Raw genomic sequence first — 22554 nt, forward strand, 5'->3', positions numbered from 1 at the left:
GCTTGGCTTCCTATTTAATACAAATTCAGTCAATCAAAACGACAATTACACCCAGTCCGGGTGTATCAATATTTCGTCGCAGTGATTATTTAATTTCATCCATTGAGCGTAAGTTTTTCACTGCAATACGCTGTGCGTTCTTACGGTCACGTTCTGGCATCATCTTTGGCTTATACACTGGCTTAAGATCATCACCAATCACGGCCGATAAAGGACGGCGCTCAAGTTGAATCTGGTCTTGCAATAACATCAATGCCTGAATTAAAGCTTCAGGACGTGGTGGGCAACCCGGGATATACACATCGACAGGGATGATTTTATCCACACCTTGTACAACTGAATAAATGTCGTACATACCACCAGAGTTTGCACATGCGCCCATTGAGATTACCCATTTAGGCTCAAGCATTTGCTCGTACAAACGTTGAATTACAGGCGCCATTTTCATGAAGCATGTACCTGCAACAATCATCAAGTCAGCCTGACGTGGTGAAGCACGAATAACCTCGGCACCGAAACGTGACAAGTCATGCACGCCTGTTAAAGTCGTTGCATACTCTACGTAGCAGCAAGATGTACCAAAGTTGAACGGCCAAACTGAGTTTTTACGACCCCAGTTTACTGCTGTATGTGCAACATCCTCTAAACGAGTCATGAACACATTTTTATTCACTTCTTCTTCAAGCGGATCGGTAACGATTTGACGCTCTTGAAGTGGATATTGATCAGCATCCGGATTCGCACGGGTTAATGTATATTTCATCCCGTCTTACTCCTTGTCAGATGATGCAGTCGGTGACTTAGATTTCACACGACCAGATGATTGCGCTGGAATTTGACCTGTAGGGTCCATAACCAACTCTTCAATAGAGTTAAAGCGTGTGATTTCTGCGATATCCATATTTGGCGAACCAATTTTAGGTTTAATTCCCGCCGCTTTACGTTTGTCAGAAGGTGACCAATTCAAACCACCAGAAGACAATTCATAAACCAAACCAGCAAGTAAAACTAAAATAAAGACTGCTGCAGCTGCAAAACCAACCCACCCTGTTTCACGAACAGAAGATGCCCATGCATAAAGGTAAAGTGCTTCGATATCGAACACCACAAAGAAGATCGCAACTAAATAGAATTTCGCAGACAAGCGAATACGTGCACCACCAGCACCTACTACACCTGACTCAAACTGCTCTTGCTTAGCACGACCCCATGATTTACCCCCAAGGAGTAAAGGGACGGTCAGCATAAAGACGCAAAGGAATGTAACGCCGATCACGAAGGCAATAATTGCCCAATCGTATGGAGTAATGGCACTCATGCGGGGATAACTCCTGGCAGGCCTATTTATTAACAAAGAATGTATGTATTGGCCTTCAAATACACCAAACACAAAATTAATCCCGCCAATTGTACCTGATTGAGGAGGCTTCTTGCTAGCTTATCGATATTCGTCTTTAGGATGATTTTTTAATCATTTCAGCATTTAAATTGGGTTTACTCCCTTAAATTTAGGATTAATCGTTTAATTAGATTAGATCTTATTTTTTTATTAATTATTACATTTATGTGATTTTAACAGAAAATTATGACTGTTCAGTTTCATGAACAAATCCTTCAACTTTTAGCTCATGTATTAAATTTTCATGGCCGTATCATTTATTAAAGAAATTCCATCTTGTTTCAAATTGGTTGCCTTTTTTATCCCATCTATTAGCTTTGATCTTTCCCCTAAAATGAAAAACAAGTTGAATTAGCACAAAGAAAAAAGTCTTTTTTTAGCTTCTTGTGACTTTTTTTGCAATTCTTTGACACGACCCACAAAGAGTGTGATATTTGTAGTTAAAACACAAAAAGCAATCACAACGGAGAGACAATAATGACTTTAGAATTTACGCATAAACCTGATTATTTTCTATCTGCGCAATTGGTGATTCACCATATTAAAAGCTATTTAGATAAGCATCCTGATGCTCAAAATGCCATTTTTGATTTACGTGATATCTATGAGTTGTTACGACAAGATTTAGCTTCTGCAACAACCAACCTTAACGGGATTATGAATATTGCAGATGAATATAAACTTGAAACTTTAAACGGTGATCAAAAACTTATTAGCAATTATTCTATCGATGCTAAAAACAACTCCTTACTCATCGATTTTAATGCAGATGCTCTTGCCGCATTAAAAAATGGCAAACCTATTATTGAACCCGATGCAACAATTACGGAATAAGTAGAAAACTGATATCAAAAAGCCATTCAAATTGAATGGCTTTTTATACTTATCATTCACTAAAATCAGCTTAGCTACATATCTAAGCTTACTTAATTTTCATTGGTACTCGGTTCTTTAACATCTAACTTCGGTTTATTTTTCTTAAAACGAGTTGCAGGCCATGTCATGGTGAAACGCGCCCCGCCTAATATTGGACTTTCATCAATATCAATAGTCCCGCCAAACCAATATGCAATGCGACTAACAATCGATAAGCCTAAACCATAGCCCCCTGAGGCACGTGTGCGACTATCATCTAAACGTGCAAAAGCATCAAAGATACGTTTACGATCTTCTTCTGGAATGCCGGGGCCATCATCTTCAACACAGATATAAGCCATACCTTCATCATTCACACCACCACTAATCAGCACTTTATCGTCACAATATCGCACTGCATTCCCCACCAAGTTTTGTACAACACGGTGTAAATAGCGACGCTCGGTTTCCACAACCACTCCAATTGGTGGTGCTTGTAATTCCAAGGTTTTCCCAGTCTTTAAGGCTTCAGTTTCAATCAGGACCTGATCTAAAACTTCAAACAAGCTAACATCTTCAAATTCTAAAGATGGCATGCCCTGTTCGAGTTTGGCATAAGTCATGATTTCATCAATTAAAGTATTTAGAGCCTCAATATCTTTATCAATCTGTTCGACTTGCTGCTGACGGTAGTCATAATCATCTTCATCCGCCATCATTTCTACACCAAAGCGAATACGTGCCACGGGTGTCCGCAGTTCATGCGATACCGCGCGCATCAACTCACGCTGTGCTTCAATTAAACGCTCAATATGATCTGACATGGAGTTATAGCTCGATGCTAAAGTACCAAACTCATCCGTGCTTTCGACAGGCAGACGTACAGATAAGTCCCCGCCCTTCATTTTATTTAACGCATAATTTACAGCACGCAGCTTACGTTGCATCGGCACCAATAGACCATAAACACCCAAGCTCAAGACAAACAAACTCAGTAGCGTAATACCCGCTGCCAACTGGAAAGGCATCCAATTAAATAATGGTACCGGCCCCATGACCAAGACTTCTGAAGTTGAGCTTGGAATTGGTGATACGATCGAAATAGTTGTGCCGCGCTCAGTCGCACTATCACGATACAAAATAATGCTGTGATCTAAACGTAGTCGGCCGATTTGCTCAGAGTCTAAAGGTAAACTTTGAACATTTTGAATTGAAATTGGATAAGAAAAATGATGTTGGATTTTTTCAAGATATTGTTTTTCTTGACCTGGGTAATACACCAAATAATCCAGTATAAATACAGGCAATGCTTTCATTTGGCGTTCTGAAATATTATCAGCTTTTATATACAGTAGATGTGCAGGGTCATCTTTTAAGCCAATAATAATATAAGCTGCTGTGGTTTGTGCGTCCCAACGCACTACAGCTTTACGCTCTTCTATACGTTTTGTTTCCGCTCGGGTTAAATCAACCTGATTAGCTTTTACATAATAAATAGGCAACTCAAGTAGATCAGATGCATCTGACACCCAATCTGACTTTTGTTGTTCATTTGGCTGACGTGCAATACCTTCACTTATAATGAAAGCCAAACCGTCAGTAAGCGATTCACGATATTCTTGCGCGCGCTGGTAGTTAATGATTTGCACCAGCAAATAGCCAAATGTAGCGACTAAAAAGACTAAAATCAGTAGCCCCGCATAAACGCGCAAAAATATACTGTGTTTAAACACGTAAAAGTGTCCTACTTTGCCAAACTAAGGGACGGTATTTTACATTAAATGCCGTTGGTTTCTTTTACGAATAAATAACCTTTACTACGTACGGTCTTAATGCGTTTCGGGTTTTCTGGATCATCACCAATTTTTGGACGAATTCGCGAGATACGCACGTCAATTGAACGATCTTGACCATCGTATTCAATACCACGCAGACGCTCAAAAATATCTTCACGAGAAAGAATGCGACCCGCATTAGATGCCAACAACCATAAAAGGTCATATTCTGCACTGGTAAAGTCAACCAACTCATTATTGAGTGTGACAGAACGACCACCATTATCAATTACAAGATCATCAAATTCGATGCGCTGTGCAACCTCATCTTCTGGTGCTTTGTCTGTACGACGTAATAATGCACGAATACGCGCAAGTAAAACGCGAGGTTGAACAGGTTTTGCAACATAATCATCTGCACCCATTTCTAGACCCAACACTTGGTCCATGTCTTCGGTACGTGCAGTCAACATTAAAATTGGTTGATGGTAGTGTGGACGAACTTCACGACAAATGGTTAAACCATCGGCACCCGGAAGCATCACGTCGAGTAATACCATATCTGGTTGTTCAGCGATAATACGGCGAATCGCACGATTACCGTCTGGTTCTACCCCAACTTCAAGTCCGTTACGGATTAAGTATTCTTGAGTTAAACGAGCAAGACGCTCATCGTCTTCAACAATTAAAATTTTAGGTAACTTTTCTTCTTGGCTCATTGATTGCCCCTTATTTGATTGGGCGTATCCTATTTGAAATCCGATAGATACGCTTAAACATAGTTTGCAATATACACACGTTTACATTGTAAACAAGATGGCATTCACCAAACTGATACATCAATATCGTATTTTGTAATAAATTTTAACCTGCTACATTTTTGCAGCCGTATTTACCAATCATTTCCATGACCTATTGCTCACAATACCAACAATTATAAATTTGGATACATTTTCATCGAATAAAAACTGACTGATTAATTCACAACTTTTTAGGCTTTCTGAAGTTATCCACAATGTTATCTATAAGCACTCTTTTTCGACTTTGCTATGCTATGCCCTTGTCGGATAAGGCATATATAACAAAGATAAAAAATAGGGATTTTTTGAGATGGATTTCTGCCAGAAAAGTTCAAAGCATTTAGTAAAATGTCAATATTGATATACCCTGAATTTTCCCGTATCTTGTGTTCAATAAATTTTTAAACCACTAGGTCTTGTGTTTAAACCTCAAACACTGTGGCATAAAAATTGCCCAGTTCAAACGGTCCTAACATAAAAATAGATGACAAATGGAGCTATGCTAGCATGAGCGTAACGAATTCAACCCCTGGTCAAATTCAGGTGATTAAACGCACCGGTGACGTTGCACCTTTTGATGCAGAAAAAATCTCTGTGGCGATTGGTAAAGCGTTCTTGGCCGTTGAAGGCCAGCAAAGCGCTGACTCCAGCCGTATTCATGACCGTATCTCTCAATTAACTGAGATGGTATTGAATACCTTTAACCGTCGTTTACCTTCTGGCGGTACCATTCATATTGAAGAAATTCAGGATCAGGTTGAACTTGCGCTTATGCGTACAGGTGAGCAAAAAGTTGCTCGCTCTTACGTGATTTACCGCGAACAACGTGCCGAAGCTCGTAAACAAACTGGTGCTCACCACCACCCTACGTTACAAGTGACAGGTTCAAACGGTCAGCTTAAACCGCTTGATCTTGGCGCGCTTGAGGCAAATATTGTTAAAGCAGCTGAAGGTTTAGAAGGCATCGATGTTCGAGCGATTATCGATGAGACTGTAAAAAACCTTTATAACGGCGTAAAAGAGTCAGACATCTCAACGACCATGATGATGGCTACTCGTACACGTATCGAACAAGAACCAAACTATACATATGTGACTGCGCGTTTATTGCGTAACGACCTTGTTGCTACAGGGTTAGAGTTCTTAGGTTTAGATAGTGACACGAATGAAGGCGACGCTTTAGAAACTTTCTTGAAGAAAGGTATCGAGCTTGATCTTCTTTCTCCAGAACTACTTAACTTTGACCTTGCAAAATTGGCTGCTGCGATTCAACCAGAACGCTCAAACCAATTTACTTATTTAGGTCTACAAACCTTATTTGACCGTTACTTCATCCACTCAGATGGTGTACGTTTCGAATTACCACAATTATTCTTCATGCGTGTTTCAATGGGTCTTTCATTGAACGAAGCAAACCGTGAAGAACGTGCAATCGAATTCTATAACTTATTGTCTAGCTTCGATTACATGGCGTCTACGCCTACTCTATTTAACTCTGGTACTTTACGTCCACAGTTATCTAGCTGTTACTTAACAACCATTTCAGATGACCTTTACAACATTTATGGCGCAATGCGTGATAACGCAATGTTGTCTAAATGGGCGGGTGGTTTAGGTAATGACTGGACACCAGTTCGTGCGCTTAACTCGTACATCAAAGGTACAAATGGTAAGTCACAAGGTGTTGTACCGTTCCTTAAAGTTGCCAACGATACTGCTGTTGCAGTCAACCAAGGTGGTAAACGTAAAGGTGCAGTATGTGCATATCTTGAAACTTGGCACTTGGACATCGAAGAATTCCTAGAACTTCGTAAGAACACCGGTGATGACCGTCGTCGTACACACGACATGAACACAGCGAACTGGGTTCCTGACTTGTTTATGCAACGTGTATTCGAAGATGCTGAATGGACTCTGTTCACACCATCTGAAACACCTGATTTGCATGACCTAACAGGTGCAGCATTTGCTGAACGCTATGCTTACTATGAAGGCATTGCGAAAGAAACCAACATGCTACATAAGAAAGTCCGTGCGAAAGACTTATGGCGCAAAATGTTGTCTATGTTGTTTGAAACTGGTCACCCTTGGATCACATTCAAAGACGTATGTAACTTACGTTCACCACAACAACACGTTGGTGTAGTTCACTCTTCTAACTTGTGTACAGAAATTACGCTGAACACGAACGAAGATGAAATCGCAGTATGTAACTTAGGTTCAATTAACCTTGTACAACACGTGCAAGGCGGTGTGTTAGATCGTGAAAAACTTGCTCGTACAGTTAAAACTGCTGTTCGTATGCTCGACAACGTGATTGACATCAACTACTACGCTGTTCCACAAGCGCGCAACTCGAACTTGAAACACCGTCCAGTGGGTATGGGTATCATGGGCTTCCAAGATGCTTTATACGAAATGAAATTGGCTTATGGTTCTGATGCTGCGGTTGAGTTCGCTGATGAATCGATGGAAGTGATTTCTTACTACGCGATTCAAACATCTAGCGATTTGGCACTTGAACGTGGTACTTACGAGACATTTAAAGGTTCACTTTGGGATCAAGGTATCTTGCCAATTGACTCTTTAGATATCGTACAAAAAGCGCGTCCTGACCGTATGTTCGAAGTTGACCGTACAACACGTTTGGACTGGGATACTTTACGTACTAAAGTTCAAAAAGACGGTATGCGCAACTCAAACGTGATGGCAATTGCACCGACTGCAACCATTTCGAACATTTGTGGCGTATCACAGTCAATCGAACCAACTTTCCAAAACTTGTATGTGAAATCTAACCTTTCTGGTGAATTCACAGTGATCAACCCGTACCTAGTACGTGCGTTAAAAGATCGCGGTCTTTGGGATTCTGTAATGGTCAACGACCTGAAGCACTTCGAAGGTTCGGTTCAAAAAATTGCACGTATTCCTGAAGAGCTTAAAGCAATCTTCGCGACTGCGTTCGAAGTTGAGCCACGTTGGATTGTTGATGCTGCATCACGTCGTCAAAAATGGATCGACCAAGCTCAGTCTCTTAACCTTTACATCTCTGGTGCAAACGGTAAGAAACTTGATATGACGTACAAAATGGCATGGTTACGTGGTCTAAAAACCACTTACTACCTACGTGCATTGGGTGCGACTTCTGCTGAGAAATCAACCATTAACACTGGCGCATTGAACGCAGTTAAGCCTGCTACTGTTGCAGCACCTGTAACAGCTGTTGCGAAAGAAGAGCCTAAAGCTGAAGTTGCTGCTGAAGAAGAAGGTTTTAGTCAAGCAGCTCCAGTGCCAATGGCATGTTCAATTGACAACCCTGATTGTGAGGCTTGTCAGTAAGTTAACCCATTTAGGAATCAACCGAGATTTTCTCATTATTGCGGTATTAGCAATGGTTGATTCTTATGAGTGGTTAGCATAAGAACTCACTTTATTGCTAATTCGTTATGATTGATTCCCTTAGAGGAAAAGAACATGTCGAAAGAGCTGAAAAAATTTAAGAAGAAAGCTCGCATTGTGCGTAAGCAAACTCAGAAATTCTGTATGCAATGCCTTCTTCCCTGTTCCTTGGTTGTATTCATTTATGCAAACCAACCAAAAGAGCAAAATATTGAAAATTTTAAGCCAACTACTCAGGTAGCTGCTTAATACAATCCCCCTAAATCCCCCTTTTCCAAAGGGGGACTTCCGTGAAAACAAAATAATTCACGGAAATCCCCTCCTTTATTAAAGGAGGGGTTTGGGGAGGATTTAATATTTAACAATCAAGGACACCACCATGCCACATATGACACATAACTATCAGTTAGGGCTTATCGCTTTGGTGGTTTCCTTTATTTTGACTTTTTATGTCCCGATCGCCTATTTCTGGTTTAAGGCATATAAATCGCGTAATCAAAATAAGTAGTGGGGATATTTGCTCTACCGAACACTTTTAGAGCAGTGATCGACAAAACTTAATTTTGCTTACACAAATTGAGCGTATAGTAGGACATCTCAGCGACGCTGGATGTCTATAAAAGATATAAAGCAACGAAGAGAGAACTGTTATGTCTATCCTAAGTTGGGACGATTTCGAAGATGATGAACCGAAACAAGCTGCACAAGCTCACCAGCCTGCGCCCGTCGAACCGCAAAAAACGACTGATTCGCAAGTGGTATCTAATGCACAGCACTCATCGCCGAATTTGGCAGCTGCACAACCCGCTCGAACCAGTACAAATCGACCAACAGATCCAACCGATCCGTTGGCAAGAGCATCTAACGCTCTAGAAAATCTAGACGTTGCACCGGGCTTAGAAGAGCTAGAAATGGGTGCTCAGCGTGTTCAAGTTGACGATAAAGCGATGATCAACTGCCGCGCTGACTTAAACCAACTTGTACCGTTCAAATACGAATGGGCTTGGCAAAAATATCTAGACGGTTGTGCAAACCACTGGATGCCGCAAGAAGTGAACATGAACCATGACATCGCACTTTGGAAGTCTGAAAATGGCTTAACCGAAGATGAGCGTACCATTGTTATGCGTTCTTTAGGTTTCTTCTCCACTGCGGATTCTTTGGTTGCAAACAATTTGGTTCTTGCAATCTACCGTCACATCACAAACCCTGAATGCCGTCAGTACATCTTACGTCAATCATTTGAAGAAGCGATTCACACGCACGCTTACCAATACTGTATCGAATCTTTAGGCATGGACGAAGGCGAAGTCTTCAATATGTACCGTGAAATTCCTTCAGTGGCTCGTAAAGCAGCTTGGGGTCTGAAATATACACAATCTTTAAGTGATCCTACGTTCAAAACAGGTACACCTGAAAACGACCAAATCTTGCTTCGCAACTTGATCGCGTTCTACTGCGTACTTGAAGGTATCTTCTTCTACTGTGGTTTCAGCCAAATCTTGTCTATGGGTCGTCGTAACAAGATGAATGGTGTTGCTGAGCAATTCCAATACATCTTACGTGATGAATCTATGCACTTGAACTTTGGTATCGACATGATCAACCAAATCAAGATCGAAAACCCTCACCTATGGACTGCTGAGTTCCAAGAAGAAATCATTCAAATGATTCTTGAAGGTACTATGCTTGAAATCGAATATGCTCGTGACACTATGCCACGCGGTGTATTGGGTATGAATGCAGGCATGATGGAAGAATACTTGAAGTTCATCTGTAACCGTCGTTTGAGCCAATTGGGCTTGCCTGAACAATTTGCTGGTGTGAATAACCCATTCCAGTGGATGTCAGAAATGATGGACTTACGTAAAGAGAAGAACTTCTTTGAAACTCGCGTAACGGATTACCAAACTGGTGGTGCGTTAAGCTGGTAATTGATATTCAAAACGTCATGCGACACAAGGTTTGTCAAAAACGACACATTGTTTGTCATAAGACGACGCATGGTTTGTCATAAAAATACTCTATTACGATAATTCAAAGCAATTATCGTAACCAAGGCTGATATTACTTCCGTATATCAGCCTTTTTATTAAAAAAATATTAGGGGGAACAAATTAAATGAAATTAGACACTTTAAGAATTAGTAACTTTCAATCATTTGGACAAGAGCCAACTGAAATTACTTTTGAAGATATTAGCTATTTAATAGGACCAAATGGCTCTGGAAAAACATCCACCTTACAAGCGATTTCTAGATTATTTGGTTTCGATCCAAACTTAAGAAGAATCTTGAAATCTGATTTCCATATTAATCAAGATGAGGAAACACCTCCGATTGAAAGAAATCTTTGGATTGAGGCAAATTTTTTATTTCCCGAATTACTAGATGATGATGACCACTCAACAATTCCAGAATTCTTTAATCAAATGAGATTAGATGTAGGAGAAGAAATTCCTAGAATCCGCTATCGTTTAACAGCCTCAATGGGAATAAATGGTGATATCGAAGAAAATCTTTACTATATTTTAGACGTTGATGAAAATAATGAACCTATTACTAAAACATTAGTACCACGTTCTGATCGAAATCAGATACAAGCTCACTATCTTCCCGCAAGACGTGATCCATCAAATCACATAGGCTTTGGTACAAATGCTTTACTAGGCAGATTATTACGCTCAATAAATTGGGATACTGAAAGAGAAAACATCAATTCATTATCTGAACAAATCAACTCCTGTATTACAGGCAACTCTTCCATCTCGACTCTTTGTACAAAGTTAGATGAAAGTTGGGGTTACTTACATACTGGTAAATTCTTTACAAAGCCTCAACTCTCATTCGGTAATTCAGAAGTTGAAGCTTTGTTGAAACACATGTCTATTTCATTTTCACCAGGTCACGGTGAGACAAACGTTGACTATTCCAGATTAAGTGATGGTCAAAAATCAATGCTTTATCTCTCCTTAGTCTTATCTTCTATAACACTTAATCGAGATGTAATTTCTGGAGAAGAAACAGCATTCGATAGAGATAAATTAAATCCACCTGTATTCAGTCTAATTCTAATAGAAGAGCCTGAGAATAGTTTGTCTCCTCACTATTTAGGGAGAATAAGTAATGTACTTAAAAAATTATTAGGTAATGATACACAGGCTCTAATTGCAACACATGCCCCATCCATATTAAGACGCGTCGCTCCAGAGAAAATTAGATATTTACGTTTAAACTCAGAGTCTCGTGCAACTCAAGTTAAAACCATTACACTTCCTCAAAAATCAGGTGACGCACACAAATTTGTTCGAGAAGCTGTTCAAGCCTTTCCTGAAATATATTTTGCACGTTTAGTGGTATTAGGTGAAGGAGATAGTGAAGAAATAGTATTGCCGAAACTATTTGAAGCACTAGAGCTACCTGTTGATGAATCTGCTATATGTATTACTCCATTAGGAGGAAGACATGTAAATCACTTTTGGCGCTTGTTATCGACATTAGAAATACCGTATATAACATTACTAGATCTAGATGTAGCTCGATATCAAGGTGGCTGGGGAAGAATTAAATACGTTAATGATCAATTCTCATTATATAATCCGTCATTCATGCTCCCTCCTGAGTATGGAATACCTGATTGGAATGATGAAACACAACTAATAAGAAAATTTGATAATTACAGAGTTGAATTAGAAAAAAGAAATGTATTCTTTTCATCACCGTTAGACTTAGATTTTTCCATGCTAAAAGCCTTTCCTGAAGCTTATAAAGTAGAAAAAGAAACTCCTGATGAAAAAACAATTAAATCAGTTTTAGGGAAAAGTCATTTTGGTTCAAATCAATATTCAGTTGAAGAATTGGAGCTATTTGATACTTACCATTCTCATTTTAAAGTGGGTAGTAAACCAGCAGCTCATATTGATGGATTATCAAAAATCAATGATGAAGACCTGAAATCAAATATGCCTAAAGCTTATATCAATTTAGCACTTAAGGTGAAAGCGATATTGGAGAGTGTTCCAGAATGATAACACCTGATTTATGGGTACCAGCGAATAATTTAATTTTAGAGCCGAATGCATTAATCGCAGCAAAGGAACAGTACCGCTCACTTGCCCTAACCGCTGGGCCAGGGGCTGGAAAAACCGAATTGTTAGCCCAAAAAGCTGATTTTCTATTAAGAACTGGAATGTGTCCTTATCCTAAAAGGATATTAGCAATTTCCTTTAAAAAAGACGCAAGTAGCAACTTAAAAGAAAGGGTTCAGCTTAGATGTGGTAAGAACCTCTCTCGACGCTTTGATAGCTTTACTTTCCATGCTTTTGCTAAACGTATAATTGATAAGTATCGAGTATTATTGACTGGCTTAGATGAGTTGGAGCCTAATTACTCAGTTGGTACACAACGAATACATAGAAAGCAAATTGATTTTGACTCTCTTGTGCCTTTCGCACTACAGATTATCAATAGTTCTAATATTGTACGAAAATCAATATTACAAACTTATTCAGATGTATTTTTAGATGAGTTTCAAGATTGTACTGATACACAATATGAGCTTATTAAAGCCATTTTTTACAATTCAAATATTAAATTAACAGCCGTTGGTGATACTAAACAAAGAATTATGGGATGGGCTGGTGCCCTAGATGGTATATTTTTAAGATTCGCTGGTGATTTTAATGCACAGCCATTGAACATGTATCGAAACTTCCGTTCAAAACCAAAGCTACTACGCCTACAAAACGAAATTATTCGAAATTTAGATCCAATCTCGGTAATGTCAGAAGATTTGATTGTTGGTAATGATGGTTCAATCATTCACGAAAGTTTTAATAATAGTTCAGATGAAGCTGAGCACCTATCAAATTTAATCCAAACATGGATTATAGAAGAACATATTCCACCCTCAGACATTGCTGTATTAGTATCAAAGCAAATAGAACATTATGCATTTGACTTGATGACTGCACTCAAAGCTAAAGAAATTCCATTTAGAAATGAGCAAAGCATGCAAGATATTTCAACTGAGCCAGTTGCGAGGTTAATTATTGATTATTTACTGTGTTTATATGGACCTAGAAATCCCAAAGCATGGACAAAGGTAAATGAATTATTATCCCCATTCGATATTGATGAACAGACACGTATTTCTATTACTAGAAACTTTAATCATTTTTTTAAAGAGCAAAAGAAAAAGTTTTTAACAACAGACTATCAGCCACCAATTAAATCTTGGATAAATGCTAGTAGAGCCTTGTTAAAGTATTTAGGTTTATCAACCTTAGTTGCTCTTTCACCTGAATACGAATCTAAATCTTATTTAATAGATGTTATTGAGCAACTAGAAAATAGAATAAAGGATTTTTTAGAACAAGAAGCTGACCTTTTAAAAGCGCTCAATTCTTTTGATCATGATGAAACAGTGAAACTTTTGACTATTCATAAGAGTAAAGGCCTCGAATTTCACTCAGTCATACTGCTAGGTATTGAAAATGAAACTTTTTGGGGGAAATTGGAAGATGAAAGGTCTGCTTTTTTTGTTGGTGTTTCTAGAGCTAAGGAAAGATTAATTCTTACTGAAAGTGCAGAACGTCGACTTGACTCACCTCCTTATAGATGGAAAACAAGTCGAAGTACTCATGATGAATTCTTCAATTATCGAGTTGAGTAATAAAATCCGTGATTTTTACATGTATTGCATTAAGCCAGTCGCATAACTCAATCACATCTAAACGTCTTTCCAAAATTTCAACTTTGGAAACGTATGATTGGGGTTTATCTAAACGACGCGCAAGCTCAACCTGAGTCACATTTTTAGACTCACGAAGTTCTATAAGTTTCTTAATTAGGTCTTGATACCTAGGGTCGTGTATTGAGCGCATGGCTCAATATCAGTTACAATTAAAAATATCCCAAAATAGGATATTTTTAATTTAACCCTATCTGTTTACTGAATATTTCCTTTTGGGTAATCATTAAAAGATAGTTTAGGAATTCACTGTGAAGCAAAAATTTTCTGTGGCTAAAATCAATAGTATTGTTAAAAAGAATTTAGCAGGTGCAACTGTCGAACAAATTTGCGAAGAGTACAAAATCAGTGTAGCAACTTTCTATCGTTGGAAGGCAAGTTATATAGATATTAATGAGCAAATTCTGATTCGCTTAGACAAATTGGAACAAGAAAATTTGGCTCTAAAACAAATGTATGCTGAAGAAAGGTTATCTAATCGCCTGAAAATGTAAGGTGTTCTCACCCAAATATCGTATGTCTACGAAGATATTTTGCATTAAAAGTATCTTAGATAGCACCCACTGTCATGATAGTCGATTCTTTAAAGAGGTTATGAAACCTGACCTTTTCCAAAAAATCGGATGAGATCCTAACGTCTTTTTTCCAAGTATTAGTAACCAAATTTTCACTGTCCATCTTTGAAAATTGAGTTATTAACATTTGTAGATCCATTAGAAAATCTTCTTTGAAGCTATCGCCTAATATTGATTCCTTAGGGCCCACTAAAGAAAATACTTGGGAATGCATCAATAAAATTAAATTTTCACTAAAATGTAAATAAGGTTTTTTCATGCAAATAATAAGTAAGGTTCGATAAATAGCTCTGCTGATATCGACAATGCTACTAGTGTCCTCGACTCCCATTCGATAAAAAATTACCAATGCAGCTAAAGCATCTAAGCTAGCTAATCGTTCCAGCTGTATCAGTTTTCTAGGAGATAAACTTTCAACTAACTTCCTATCACAATTATATTTATTGGGTTTATAGAGTATCCTTTGAACTTCCCACGACAGTTTTCCAATGCCGTCTTTTAAAAGTAAATCTAAATTTATTGAATTTTTCATGGCTTGCCAAAGCACATGATTAATTATTAACGAACTACCTTGTACGGCTGCTTCAGCTTTATCTATAAGTTTTGGATGAGGAACATTTAAACCATTCTTATAGTTTCTCCACTTCCGATCATTATCAGTTACCCCCCCATTCACTACTCTAATTTTATCAGGTTCAACCATTTTTGCTATTTCAGATGGTAGTTGTGCATCTAAACCAAGCTGTATATGCGAATACCATAGTGCAACCCGTATTTGATCGACTACATCCCTTTTATTAATTCTAACTTTTCCAATATTTTCGTTTTGCAAAACATAACCCATAAAATTCAAATCAAATCCTTAAATATCAATTGTTTAAAAAAATATTTCCGGAAAAAGTTTAGTGATTTATTCAACTTGTACAGATATAGTCTCAAGTATAAGCTTTTGTTGAGACAGGTTACTACCAGGAACTCAATGGAAATCCATCCCATAGTTGATGCAACTACAATAGAAAAAGAGTTATTCGACCGTTACGGCCCGCTAATGACAGATGATGTACTACGAATCGCTTTAGGCTACAAATCTACGGAAGCCTTTCGACAAGCGTTAACGCGTAAAACAGTCCCAGTTCCTGTTTTTAGTATCCCCAATCGTCGTGGCAAATATGCCTTAGTAAAGGATGTTGCTACATGGCTGGCAAATCAAAGGAATGCTATTTTAGATTCTCAAGATAACCATTAAATTCTCAATAATCGAAAATGACCTTGGAGTGATTATGAAAAGTTAGAAAAAAAATCAATAAAAAAACGGACCCTTAAAAGGATCCGTTTGTGACTTTATATAGAAGAATATAAAGACCTGAGAATCATAGTATCTTCTCTATATCGTCACCAGTCAAGTGAGTGCTATTCAATAGTAATAGTACAGATTAGCTCATTCTCAAAAATCTATTGAGAATAGGATTACTTCTGGATGAACAGATATGCCTTATCGAACCGTATTTTTAAAAACTGATATTCAAACAAGTATCCTAGAACAAATCAGGATAGCTTTTGAATCAACTGCAAATGTAGCAGCCACACTTCATGGACAACGCAAAATCTACCAAGGTGCTTTTGGTCGTCGAACTTCACTTTTCCCGAGTGAAAAGTGTTGCGGAGCAATACCCTTAGAAAGCCGACTTGAACTCGCTCATGCAATCTCATTAGAACAAGATCCCAACATCTTAAATTATCGCTCACAAGCATTAAAAATCTTGCTAGCCAATGAACAGTATTGTTTTCCAGATTTCTTGGTTCAAACAAAAGAAGGTGCTTATGAGGTTCATGAAGTCAAACCATCCATAGCATCATTATCAATAGATGACTTAAATCGCTTTGCGATACTTTCTGATCTACTCCACTCAATGGATATTACTTTTAAGCTAATAGATCACTCAAACTTACCAAGTGAAACAGAAATATCTCAACTGCTTTACTGGTATCAGAGAGGACATCGATTCAGCTGGAGTACTTTCGAAATCAATTATGCTTTAGACCTGTTAAAACTCAATGAATTTGAAAACTCAAATCAAGCCTATAAAACACTTGAATCAATAGGCCTCAAGCAAGAACTAGCTGATTATTTATTTTTTCATCAAAGAATAACAATTAGCCCAATCAAACAAGAAATCAGTGAGGGCTATTGACATGAACAATGTTCTTTTAACCCCACAACCAGGTTTTCGTTTTTATTTTAAAGAACATCCTGACTATATTTTTGAAATCGGTTCTGTAACCTATAATGATATACGATATGCAGCCATTGCTGGTGGAAAGTCATTTTCAATTAATCCGAATGAGTTTGAAAGCCGCTACAAAGAAGGTGAAATTCTATGTGTATTTTCACCTGATAAGCTGATGATCAACCCTAAACACAGTTCAGAAATACACCGTAAAGAACGTTATGTTATAAGTGCTCTTCAAACTCTAAAATCCCCTACGAGCCCTCAAAATTTATCAAAATTAATAGAGCAAATCTCCACTGAAATTAAAGATTCTACCCCCCCTTCCTGCCGTACTGTCGCAAGATGGATTACTAAATATAAAAATTTTTCGCAGAACAAGCTCTGTTTACAAGATAAATATATAGGCAATCATCACTTAAGATTCCCACCTGAAGTCTACCAAATTCTGAATCAAGCAATTAATGAAGTCTATTTGAAACCTGAATATAGAACTGGTAAAGACGTACAAGCCTATATGCTTGGTCGATTCATAGAGCAAGGGATCTCATTGGAACAGTTACCAACACTGAGGAGTATCCAACGACACATCAAAAAACTAGACCCTTATATTAAATTAAAAATAAAGAAAGGATCTCGTATAGCGAAGAAAACTTTTCAAGCTGCCGGCAAAAGCATTATTAGCCCTTTTGCTCTTTATATGGTCGAAATTGATACACATTATCTCGATATTATTATAGTCGACCCAAAGAATAAGGTTGCTTTAGGACGACCATTTCTTGCTTGTGCAATTGATGTTTATTCAAGAGCAATTGTAGGTACGTATATCAATATGTATCCACCTAGCGCTGCAACTACTTTAGAAACAATTAAGGACATGGTTACTCGGCCGAATCATAAATTACCAGGAGGTATTCCGAGTATTATCATTCCTGATAATGGAATTGAGTTTAAAAATAATTCACTTGCGCGAGTGTGCGAACAGCTGAAAATTACTTTGACTCCTTCTCAAGTGGGTACTCCAAATAACAAGCCTCATATTGAACGCTTTTTTAGCACACTCACTCATGGGATCCTTCAAAAGTTACCTGGCACAACTTTTTCAAATCCGATAGATAAAGGGAGCTATAACTCCAATAAAATTGCTCAATTAACTTTAGAACAATTGAAAAAATATATAGATACATGGATTCACGATGTCTATCACAAATCTATTCACCATACGACTGGTCGCTCTCCTATTATTATGTGGCAAGATGCAATTGAAGATATTCGCCCCAGTTTTCTCACTGATATAGATGCAAAAATTTTATGTCGCAGGCCTATTGAAAGAAGTATTAATCACGGTCAAGTCCGTGTAGACGGCATTAGTTATTTTTCTCATTCACTTACAACACTACAAGCACAAGGCATAAAAACCGTTACTGTGCTAATTGACGATTTAAATTTAAATGAAGTTTATGTTGTAGACCCTAATAATAAAGATGTAGTTATTCAAGCAGACTCAACCAATCAAAATTATACATTTGGCTTGTCACGCGTAACACATCTTGAAGTGCAAAAGTTAAAGAAAGCCCAAACTCGATCTGACAAACAAAGGATTGGTCCAATGTCGGACTTATATCACCTGTATAAACTTATGCACGAGATACAAAGTAATCTTATTAAACATAAACCGAGACTAAAGCCCCTTACTTTAGAACTTCCCAAACAATTAAAAAAAGTTGAAGAACAGCTTTTTTCGGAAGAGAAGCATATATCTGAACAACCTGTTTCTACTATAAATACACCAACACCAATTGAGCAGTTTGGTTCTTTGGAGGTATTAAAACATGGAAAAATTTGATAATCGATTCGATAAAATTAGATCTATTAACAATATTGTCATTACTTCAAATGAGTTTATGACAGCTTTTACAGGTATACAAGATTGTGTCAAAAGAAGTATTTCCTATAGTGAACCAGTTGGAAGTATGTTGCTCGCAGAGGGTGGATTAGGAAAAACAACGTTGTGCAAAACAATTTTAAGTTTGATGCCACGTTCAGAAAAAACAGTAAAGGATTATAAAAAATCTATTATTCCAGTATGTTATGTCGAAGTCCCCTCACCAGCTACTGTAAAGTCATTGGCCATAATGATGCTTAAAGAACTGGGAGATGTTACTTGTGAAAATGGATATGGAACAACTGAATATCTAACAAGTAGGCTTATTCATTTACTTGCTCAATGCGAAACTAAGCTCATATTTTTAGATGAGTTCCATCATTTATTTGAGCGTAAACCTACATCGACGAGAATGAATCGGACTACGGGGAATTGGATTAAAACTTTAGTGAATAGAACTGGGATCAGTTTTTGCTTGGTTGGTTTACCAGAGTTCGTCCCGCTACTTCAAATTGATAGCCAAATTGCACGTAGATTCCCATTCATTTACCAGTTAAACCCATTAACTGTTGATCCCATACAAGGTGGGAGTATGCTTGCCTTTCTCGCTGAAGTTTCAAGAACACTTAATAAACAGAATATCACCTTCTCGCCAGCACTAGATAGCCAACTTGTAAGCATGCAAATTCAATTGGCAACGAGAGGTTATCACTCATACATCATGAGTCTGATTAGAGAAAGTATTACGCATGCTTTAAACGATGGAAGGCAAGTCGTTAATTCTAATGATTTTAGTTATGCCTGGAAACTAGGTATCACACTATACATTAGCAAACAAAGTAAAAATCCATTCGAAATGAATATTTCTCAAATCATATCACTCATGAAATAAATATCATTATGCAAAATTCTCTTTTAATACAAGCAATCCCTTATGAAGATGAATCGCCAATCAGCTTCCTACTCAGAACCGCAAAACTTAATGCACATAGCTCAATCTTTAATTTAGTTGGCAAAGAAAACTATAAATCCATCATTAAGAAATCTCTTAATTACCATCTAGCGGATGATGTTCGCTTTAGTTCAGTTCTGAACGCTTTAAATATAGATAGTGAATATGCTTGTTTAGCTTTTGAAAGATCAGGTCCTACAAATAGATCTCCAAGAACAATAGGAGCTATAGAAGTTCCTCATGAGTTATTTGAATTAGACAACATACGCTACTGTCCTATTTGTCTTGGAGAAAGTGCATATTTAAAAAAATTATGGATGCTCAAACCAATTTACGCATGTCCGATTCATTCATGCTTTTTAATTGATACTTGTCCAAATTGTGAGAATCCAATTACATCTAAAGCAGGTGTTCAAAACTGTTCTTGCTGTGGTTATGAACTTAATAAAGCCCCAATCAGAGAAGCAAACTCTATTGAAACCATTTATTGGTTTATCGACGTTCTAAACTTCAACTCCAACAAATTATTCAAAGAGTTTGCAGCTTGCTGGAATGCTTTTAATAACTTCTTTAAGTTCGATAGATCTAACACCGATTTGAAAGTTTTCCTTTCCGTATATGAATACTTTCATCATCCTGAACTTTCAGCACTCAAGCTCAGTGCTCTTATTAATTCTAGAATCAATTACTCACATCCTAGGGTACAGTTAATACCATTTTTAAAATATGAGAATTTTTTCAAGAAGCACATTAAAGTCGTTGAACAAAATGCAGATGAATACAAAATAAGTGAAAAAAGTATTTCTATAAAACTTAGAAACCATCAGATAAAACGTATTTTGAAAGTTTCACGTTTTGAGCTTGAGAAATTGATTGAAAGCGACTATCTAAAGCTAGGGAGAAAAGAACTTTATCGTGGAAATATATCGAGTATAGATATAGAACGCTTTCTTTTAGGCTTAATAGACAAGGATGAATCTATAGCCGACACACTGCGTGACACGACTATCGTTAATGACCACATTTGTCTAAAAGAAATTTCTAAAGTTTTAGAAATCAATTATGAAACTGCTCGTAAACTAGCAAATATTGGATGGTTCAATCTAGAACAAAATGAACTAGATGTAGCTACTCCTAAGCAATATTCAAAGAACAAACTTCATGAATTCAATAGCAAATATATGCTGATTGCTCCTTTAGCAAAACAGTTGAAAGTATCTCCTACAAATCTCGTGGAGAAATTAGCATCAATAGGTATTAAGCCCGTTCATGGGCCACATATTGACTCTACGCCCATTAACATTTTTTTAAAGACAGATGTTCAAGATATAAGTACAGCTAATTTAGAGGTCATTCAACACTATCCAACACGTACAGGTAGACAAAAAGACAAGTCGGAATCAATAACTACCAGTACAGATTATTACTCTTTAAAAGAAGCAGCTGCACTTTTAGGAGTTAGCCCAAATAAAGTTGCGGTACTGGTCCAAAAAGGCATTCTTAGCAAGGATAAGAACCATCCTCTCTCAGTTCAAATCCAGGCTAGGTCATTATTAGATCTTAAGAATAAACTGAATTCCGAAGATTATGTTCCTTACTTAGAGGCAGTAAAGCAATTAAGTTGTCCTATAAATTGGATGAAAAAAAATTGGTGCGAAACAGGATTCTTGTATATTGAAGATTTAATTTATTGGAAGCTCATTAATAAGAATGAGCTAACTGAAGTTTTGAAGTTAAAAGAGGAATACGTCACTGGTGCAGAAGCAAGTACTCTCTTAGGTATGCGTCACTCTCATATCACTAACTTACAGAATCGAGGAATTATTAAGCCTTACTATTTGGGAAAGGAAGATAAAAAGATTAGGCTTTTCAATAAAAAAGAAGTATTAAAGTTAGTATTACAATGATTTGATAATGAGTTGAAGATTCCATCTAATCCTGATGCTGGGATCTTCTTACAATTAATAGGGCTTCATTAGGAACTTCGACTTTAACTTTTATTTTAACTATATTTCCATTTTGGTCTTTGGTTTTAGTTGTATATTGAATTAAAGCATTCTTACCTACCCCTTTTAAGAGTATTTCACCGCCTTTTATCTCAACGTATTCACCCTTTTTCTTACCAATTTTTGACTCTGGAAAGAAATCTTCAAATCCATCTTTGATATAAATTAAGCTATTTTTTTCATCCTCTCTTACAGAGCCTAGTGCAATATTAATAAAAACATTTTTTGATTTATCTGAGGATAAAATATAGACAGAACTTGGAACAAGAAGAATATAAAGTAGCATCAATGAAAGCTTTATATTTTTTTCATTATTTCCATTTTCAAGTAACTTCTCATTATTTTCCTTCAGATTTTCTATAAATTTATCGATAAATAATTTCAAAATAATACTTAAAAAGAGCATTACCAATATATTTATTGATTTCCCACTATAAAATACTAAGGCAAAAGCAAAACCAAAAATGCAAAATAAAAAATTAATAAAATTATTGCTTATTTTTTCAAAAAAACCTTTGAAATCTAACTTTAAGAAAACCAGATCAATTAAGCCTTTAGACAATATTATTCGCAATGAAAATAAAACCTTGAAAAAACTCCATACAGCCCTTAGACAAAATAATAAAACACTTCCAAGCGCATAGTGTGAGCCCAAAAAAAATACATAGATGAATAAAAATTTTATTGTAATTAAGAAAAATAAAAGCCCATCTCCTAATGATAAGTCAGTAGGAAAGTAATCAATATGCCAAAAATATAAAAGGATAAAACATATACCAACACCTATAGTAAATTTAGCAATAAACCCACTATTATCAACAATAAGTTTAATTTTCTGCAATAAAAAGATAGTAAAATTCACTTATTCCCCATTTGTATTTTCCTTTCAAATCAATTTCTTAATCGACTAATTATTCATGCTAAGATTAT

Annotated in this window: 19 protein-coding genes; 12 read left to right on the forward strand and 7 right to left on the reverse strand. The window is 37.0% G+C overall.

What is annotated here, in order from left to right; all coding sequences use genetic code 11:
• Window positions 1–85: 85 nt before the first annotated feature.
• The gene (locus AC25JC_RS08645) at window positions 86–763 is read right to left on the reverse strand and encodes a NuoB/complex I 20 kDa subunit family protein (protein WP_078191105.1); all 678 of its coding nucleotides are present in this window, start codon (window positions 761–763) and stop codon (window positions 86–88) included.
• Between the two features lie 6 nt (window positions 764–769).
• A complete protein-coding gene (gene ndhC, locus AC25JC_RS08650) occupies window positions 770–1318 on the reverse strand; it encodes an NADH-quinone oxidoreductase subunit A (RefSeq protein WP_078192295.1) in 549 nt (182 codons plus the stop codon).
• A gap of 558 nt (window positions 1319–1876) precedes the next feature.
• Between ndhC and AC25JC_RS08655 the strand changes: the two genes are divergently transcribed.
• Window positions 1877–2233 (forward strand): hypothetical protein, encoded by a 357-nt coding sequence (locus AC25JC_RS08655; protein WP_078192296.1) that lies wholly within the window; start codon window positions 1877–1879, stop codon window positions 2231–2233.
• A 92-nt stretch (window positions 2234–2325) separates the two neighbouring features.
• On the opposite strand, the gene bfmS is transcribed toward AC25JC_RS08655, so the two are convergent.
• The gene (gene bfmS, locus AC25JC_RS08660) at window positions 2326–3987 is read right to left on the reverse strand and encodes a sensor histidine kinase BfmS (protein ID WP_180034533.1); all 1662 of its coding nucleotides are present in this window, start codon (window positions 3985–3987) and stop codon (window positions 2326–2328) included.
• Window positions 3988–4031: 44 nt separating this feature from the next.
• Window positions 4032–4748 carry a response regulator transcription factor BfmR gene (bfmR, locus tag AC25JC_RS08665; protein WP_067764711.1) on the reverse strand — a complete coding sequence of 239 codons (717 nt, stop codon included), beginning with the start codon at window positions 4746–4748 and terminating at the stop codon, window positions 4032–4034.
• A 588-nt stretch (window positions 4749–5336) separates the two neighbouring features.
• Between bfmR and AC25JC_RS08670 the strand changes: the two genes are divergently transcribed.
• The 5 genes from AC25JC_RS08670 to AC25JC_RS08690 all read left to right on the forward strand — a co-directional run bounded on the left by AC25JC_RS08670 (window position 5337) and on the right by AC25JC_RS08690 (window position 13900).
• A complete protein-coding gene (locus AC25JC_RS08670) occupies window positions 5337–8168 on the forward strand; it encodes a ribonucleoside-diphosphate reductase subunit alpha (protein ID WP_486923857.1) in 2832 nt (943 codons plus the stop codon).
• A 135-nt stretch (window positions 8169–8303) separates the two neighbouring features.
• Window positions 8304–8477 carry a hypothetical protein gene (locus AC25JC_RS08675; protein WP_162689752.1) on the forward strand — a complete coding sequence of 58 codons (174 nt, stop codon included), beginning with the start codon at window positions 8304–8306 and terminating at the stop codon, window positions 8475–8477.
• A gap of 401 nt (window positions 8478–8878) precedes the next feature.
• On the forward strand, window positions 8879–10162 hold the full coding sequence (locus AC25JC_RS08680; RefSeq protein WP_078191110.1) for a ribonucleotide-diphosphate reductase subunit beta: 1284 nt from the start codon (window positions 8879–8881) through the stop codon (window positions 10160–10162).
• 187 nt (window positions 10163–10349) lie between these two features.
• Complete coding sequence (locus AC25JC_RS08685) at window positions 10350–12254, forward strand: ATP-dependent nuclease (RefSeq protein ID WP_486923858.1); 1905 nt, start codon at window positions 10350–10352, stop codon at window positions 12252–12254.
• Complete coding sequence (locus AC25JC_RS08690; RefSeq protein WP_486923859.1) at window positions 12251–13900, forward strand: UvrD-helicase domain-containing protein; 1650 nt, start codon at window positions 12251–12253, stop codon at window positions 13898–13900. Before AC25JC_RS08685 ends, AC25JC_RS08690 begins: the two co-directional genes overlap by 4 nt.
• On the opposite strand, the gene AC25JC_RS08695 is transcribed toward AC25JC_RS08690, so the two are convergent.
• A complete protein-coding gene (locus AC25JC_RS08695) occupies window positions 13881–14111 on the reverse strand; it encodes a helix-turn-helix domain-containing protein (protein ID WP_486923860.1) in 231 nt (76 codons plus the stop codon). The genes AC25JC_RS08690 and AC25JC_RS08695 overlap by 20 nt on opposite strands.
• 118 nt (window positions 14112–14229) lie before the next feature.
• On the opposite strand from AC25JC_RS08695, the gene AC25JC_RS08700 reads away from it, so the two are divergent.
• Window positions 14230–14472: a transposase gene (locus tag AC25JC_RS08700; protein ID WP_486923861.1), complete on the forward strand. Its 243-nt coding sequence runs from the start codon at window positions 14230–14232 to the stop codon at window positions 14470–14472.
• Window positions 14473–14527: 55 nt separating this feature from the next.
• Here AC25JC_RS08700 and AC25JC_RS08705 read toward each other — a convergent pair whose 3' ends face one another.
• Entirely contained in the window at window positions 14528–15397 is an 870-nt protein-coding gene (locus tag AC25JC_RS08705; protein WP_486923884.1) for a hypothetical protein, read from the reverse strand.
• Between the two features lie 135 nt (window positions 15398–15532).
• Between AC25JC_RS08705 and AC25JC_RS08710 the strand changes: the two genes are divergently transcribed.
• The 5 genes from AC25JC_RS08710 (at window position 15533) to AC25JC_RS08730 (ending at window position 21525) form a co-directional block, all read left to right on the forward strand.
• A complete protein-coding gene (locus AC25JC_RS08710; protein ID WP_486923862.1) occupies window positions 15533–15799 on the forward strand; it encodes a hypothetical protein in 267 nt (88 codons plus the stop codon).
• 241 nt (window positions 15800–16040) lie between these two features.
• The gene (locus AC25JC_RS08715) at window positions 16041–16745 is read left to right on the forward strand and encodes a TnsA endonuclease N-terminal domain-containing protein (RefSeq protein WP_486923863.1); all 705 of its coding nucleotides are present in this window, start codon (window positions 16041–16043) and stop codon (window positions 16743–16745) included.
• A gap of 1 nt (window position 16746) precedes the next feature.
• Window positions 16747–18627, forward strand: a complete 1881-nt coding sequence (locus AC25JC_RS08720; protein WP_486923864.1) for a Mu transposase C-terminal domain-containing protein — start codon at window positions 16747–16749, stop codon at window positions 18625–18627.
• A complete protein-coding gene (locus AC25JC_RS08725; RefSeq protein ID WP_486923865.1) occupies window positions 18614–19558 on the forward strand; it encodes a TniB family NTP-binding protein in 945 nt (314 codons plus the stop codon). The genes AC25JC_RS08720 and AC25JC_RS08725 overlap by 14 nt, the downstream gene beginning before the upstream one ends.
• Before the next feature lie 8 nt (window positions 19559–19566).
• Window positions 19567–21525, forward strand: a complete 1959-nt coding sequence (locus AC25JC_RS08730) for a TniQ family protein (protein WP_486923866.1) — start codon at window positions 19567–19569, stop codon at window positions 21523–21525.
• A 25-nt stretch (window positions 21526–21550) separates the two neighbouring features.
• Here AC25JC_RS08730 and AC25JC_RS08735 read toward each other — a convergent pair whose 3' ends face one another.
• Entirely contained in the window at window positions 21551–22486 is a 936-nt protein-coding gene (locus AC25JC_RS08735) for a hypothetical protein (protein WP_486923867.1), read from the reverse strand.
• Window positions 22487–22554: the final 68 nt, after the last annotated feature.

Source organism: Acinetobacter sp. P37, assembly GCF_057480965.1.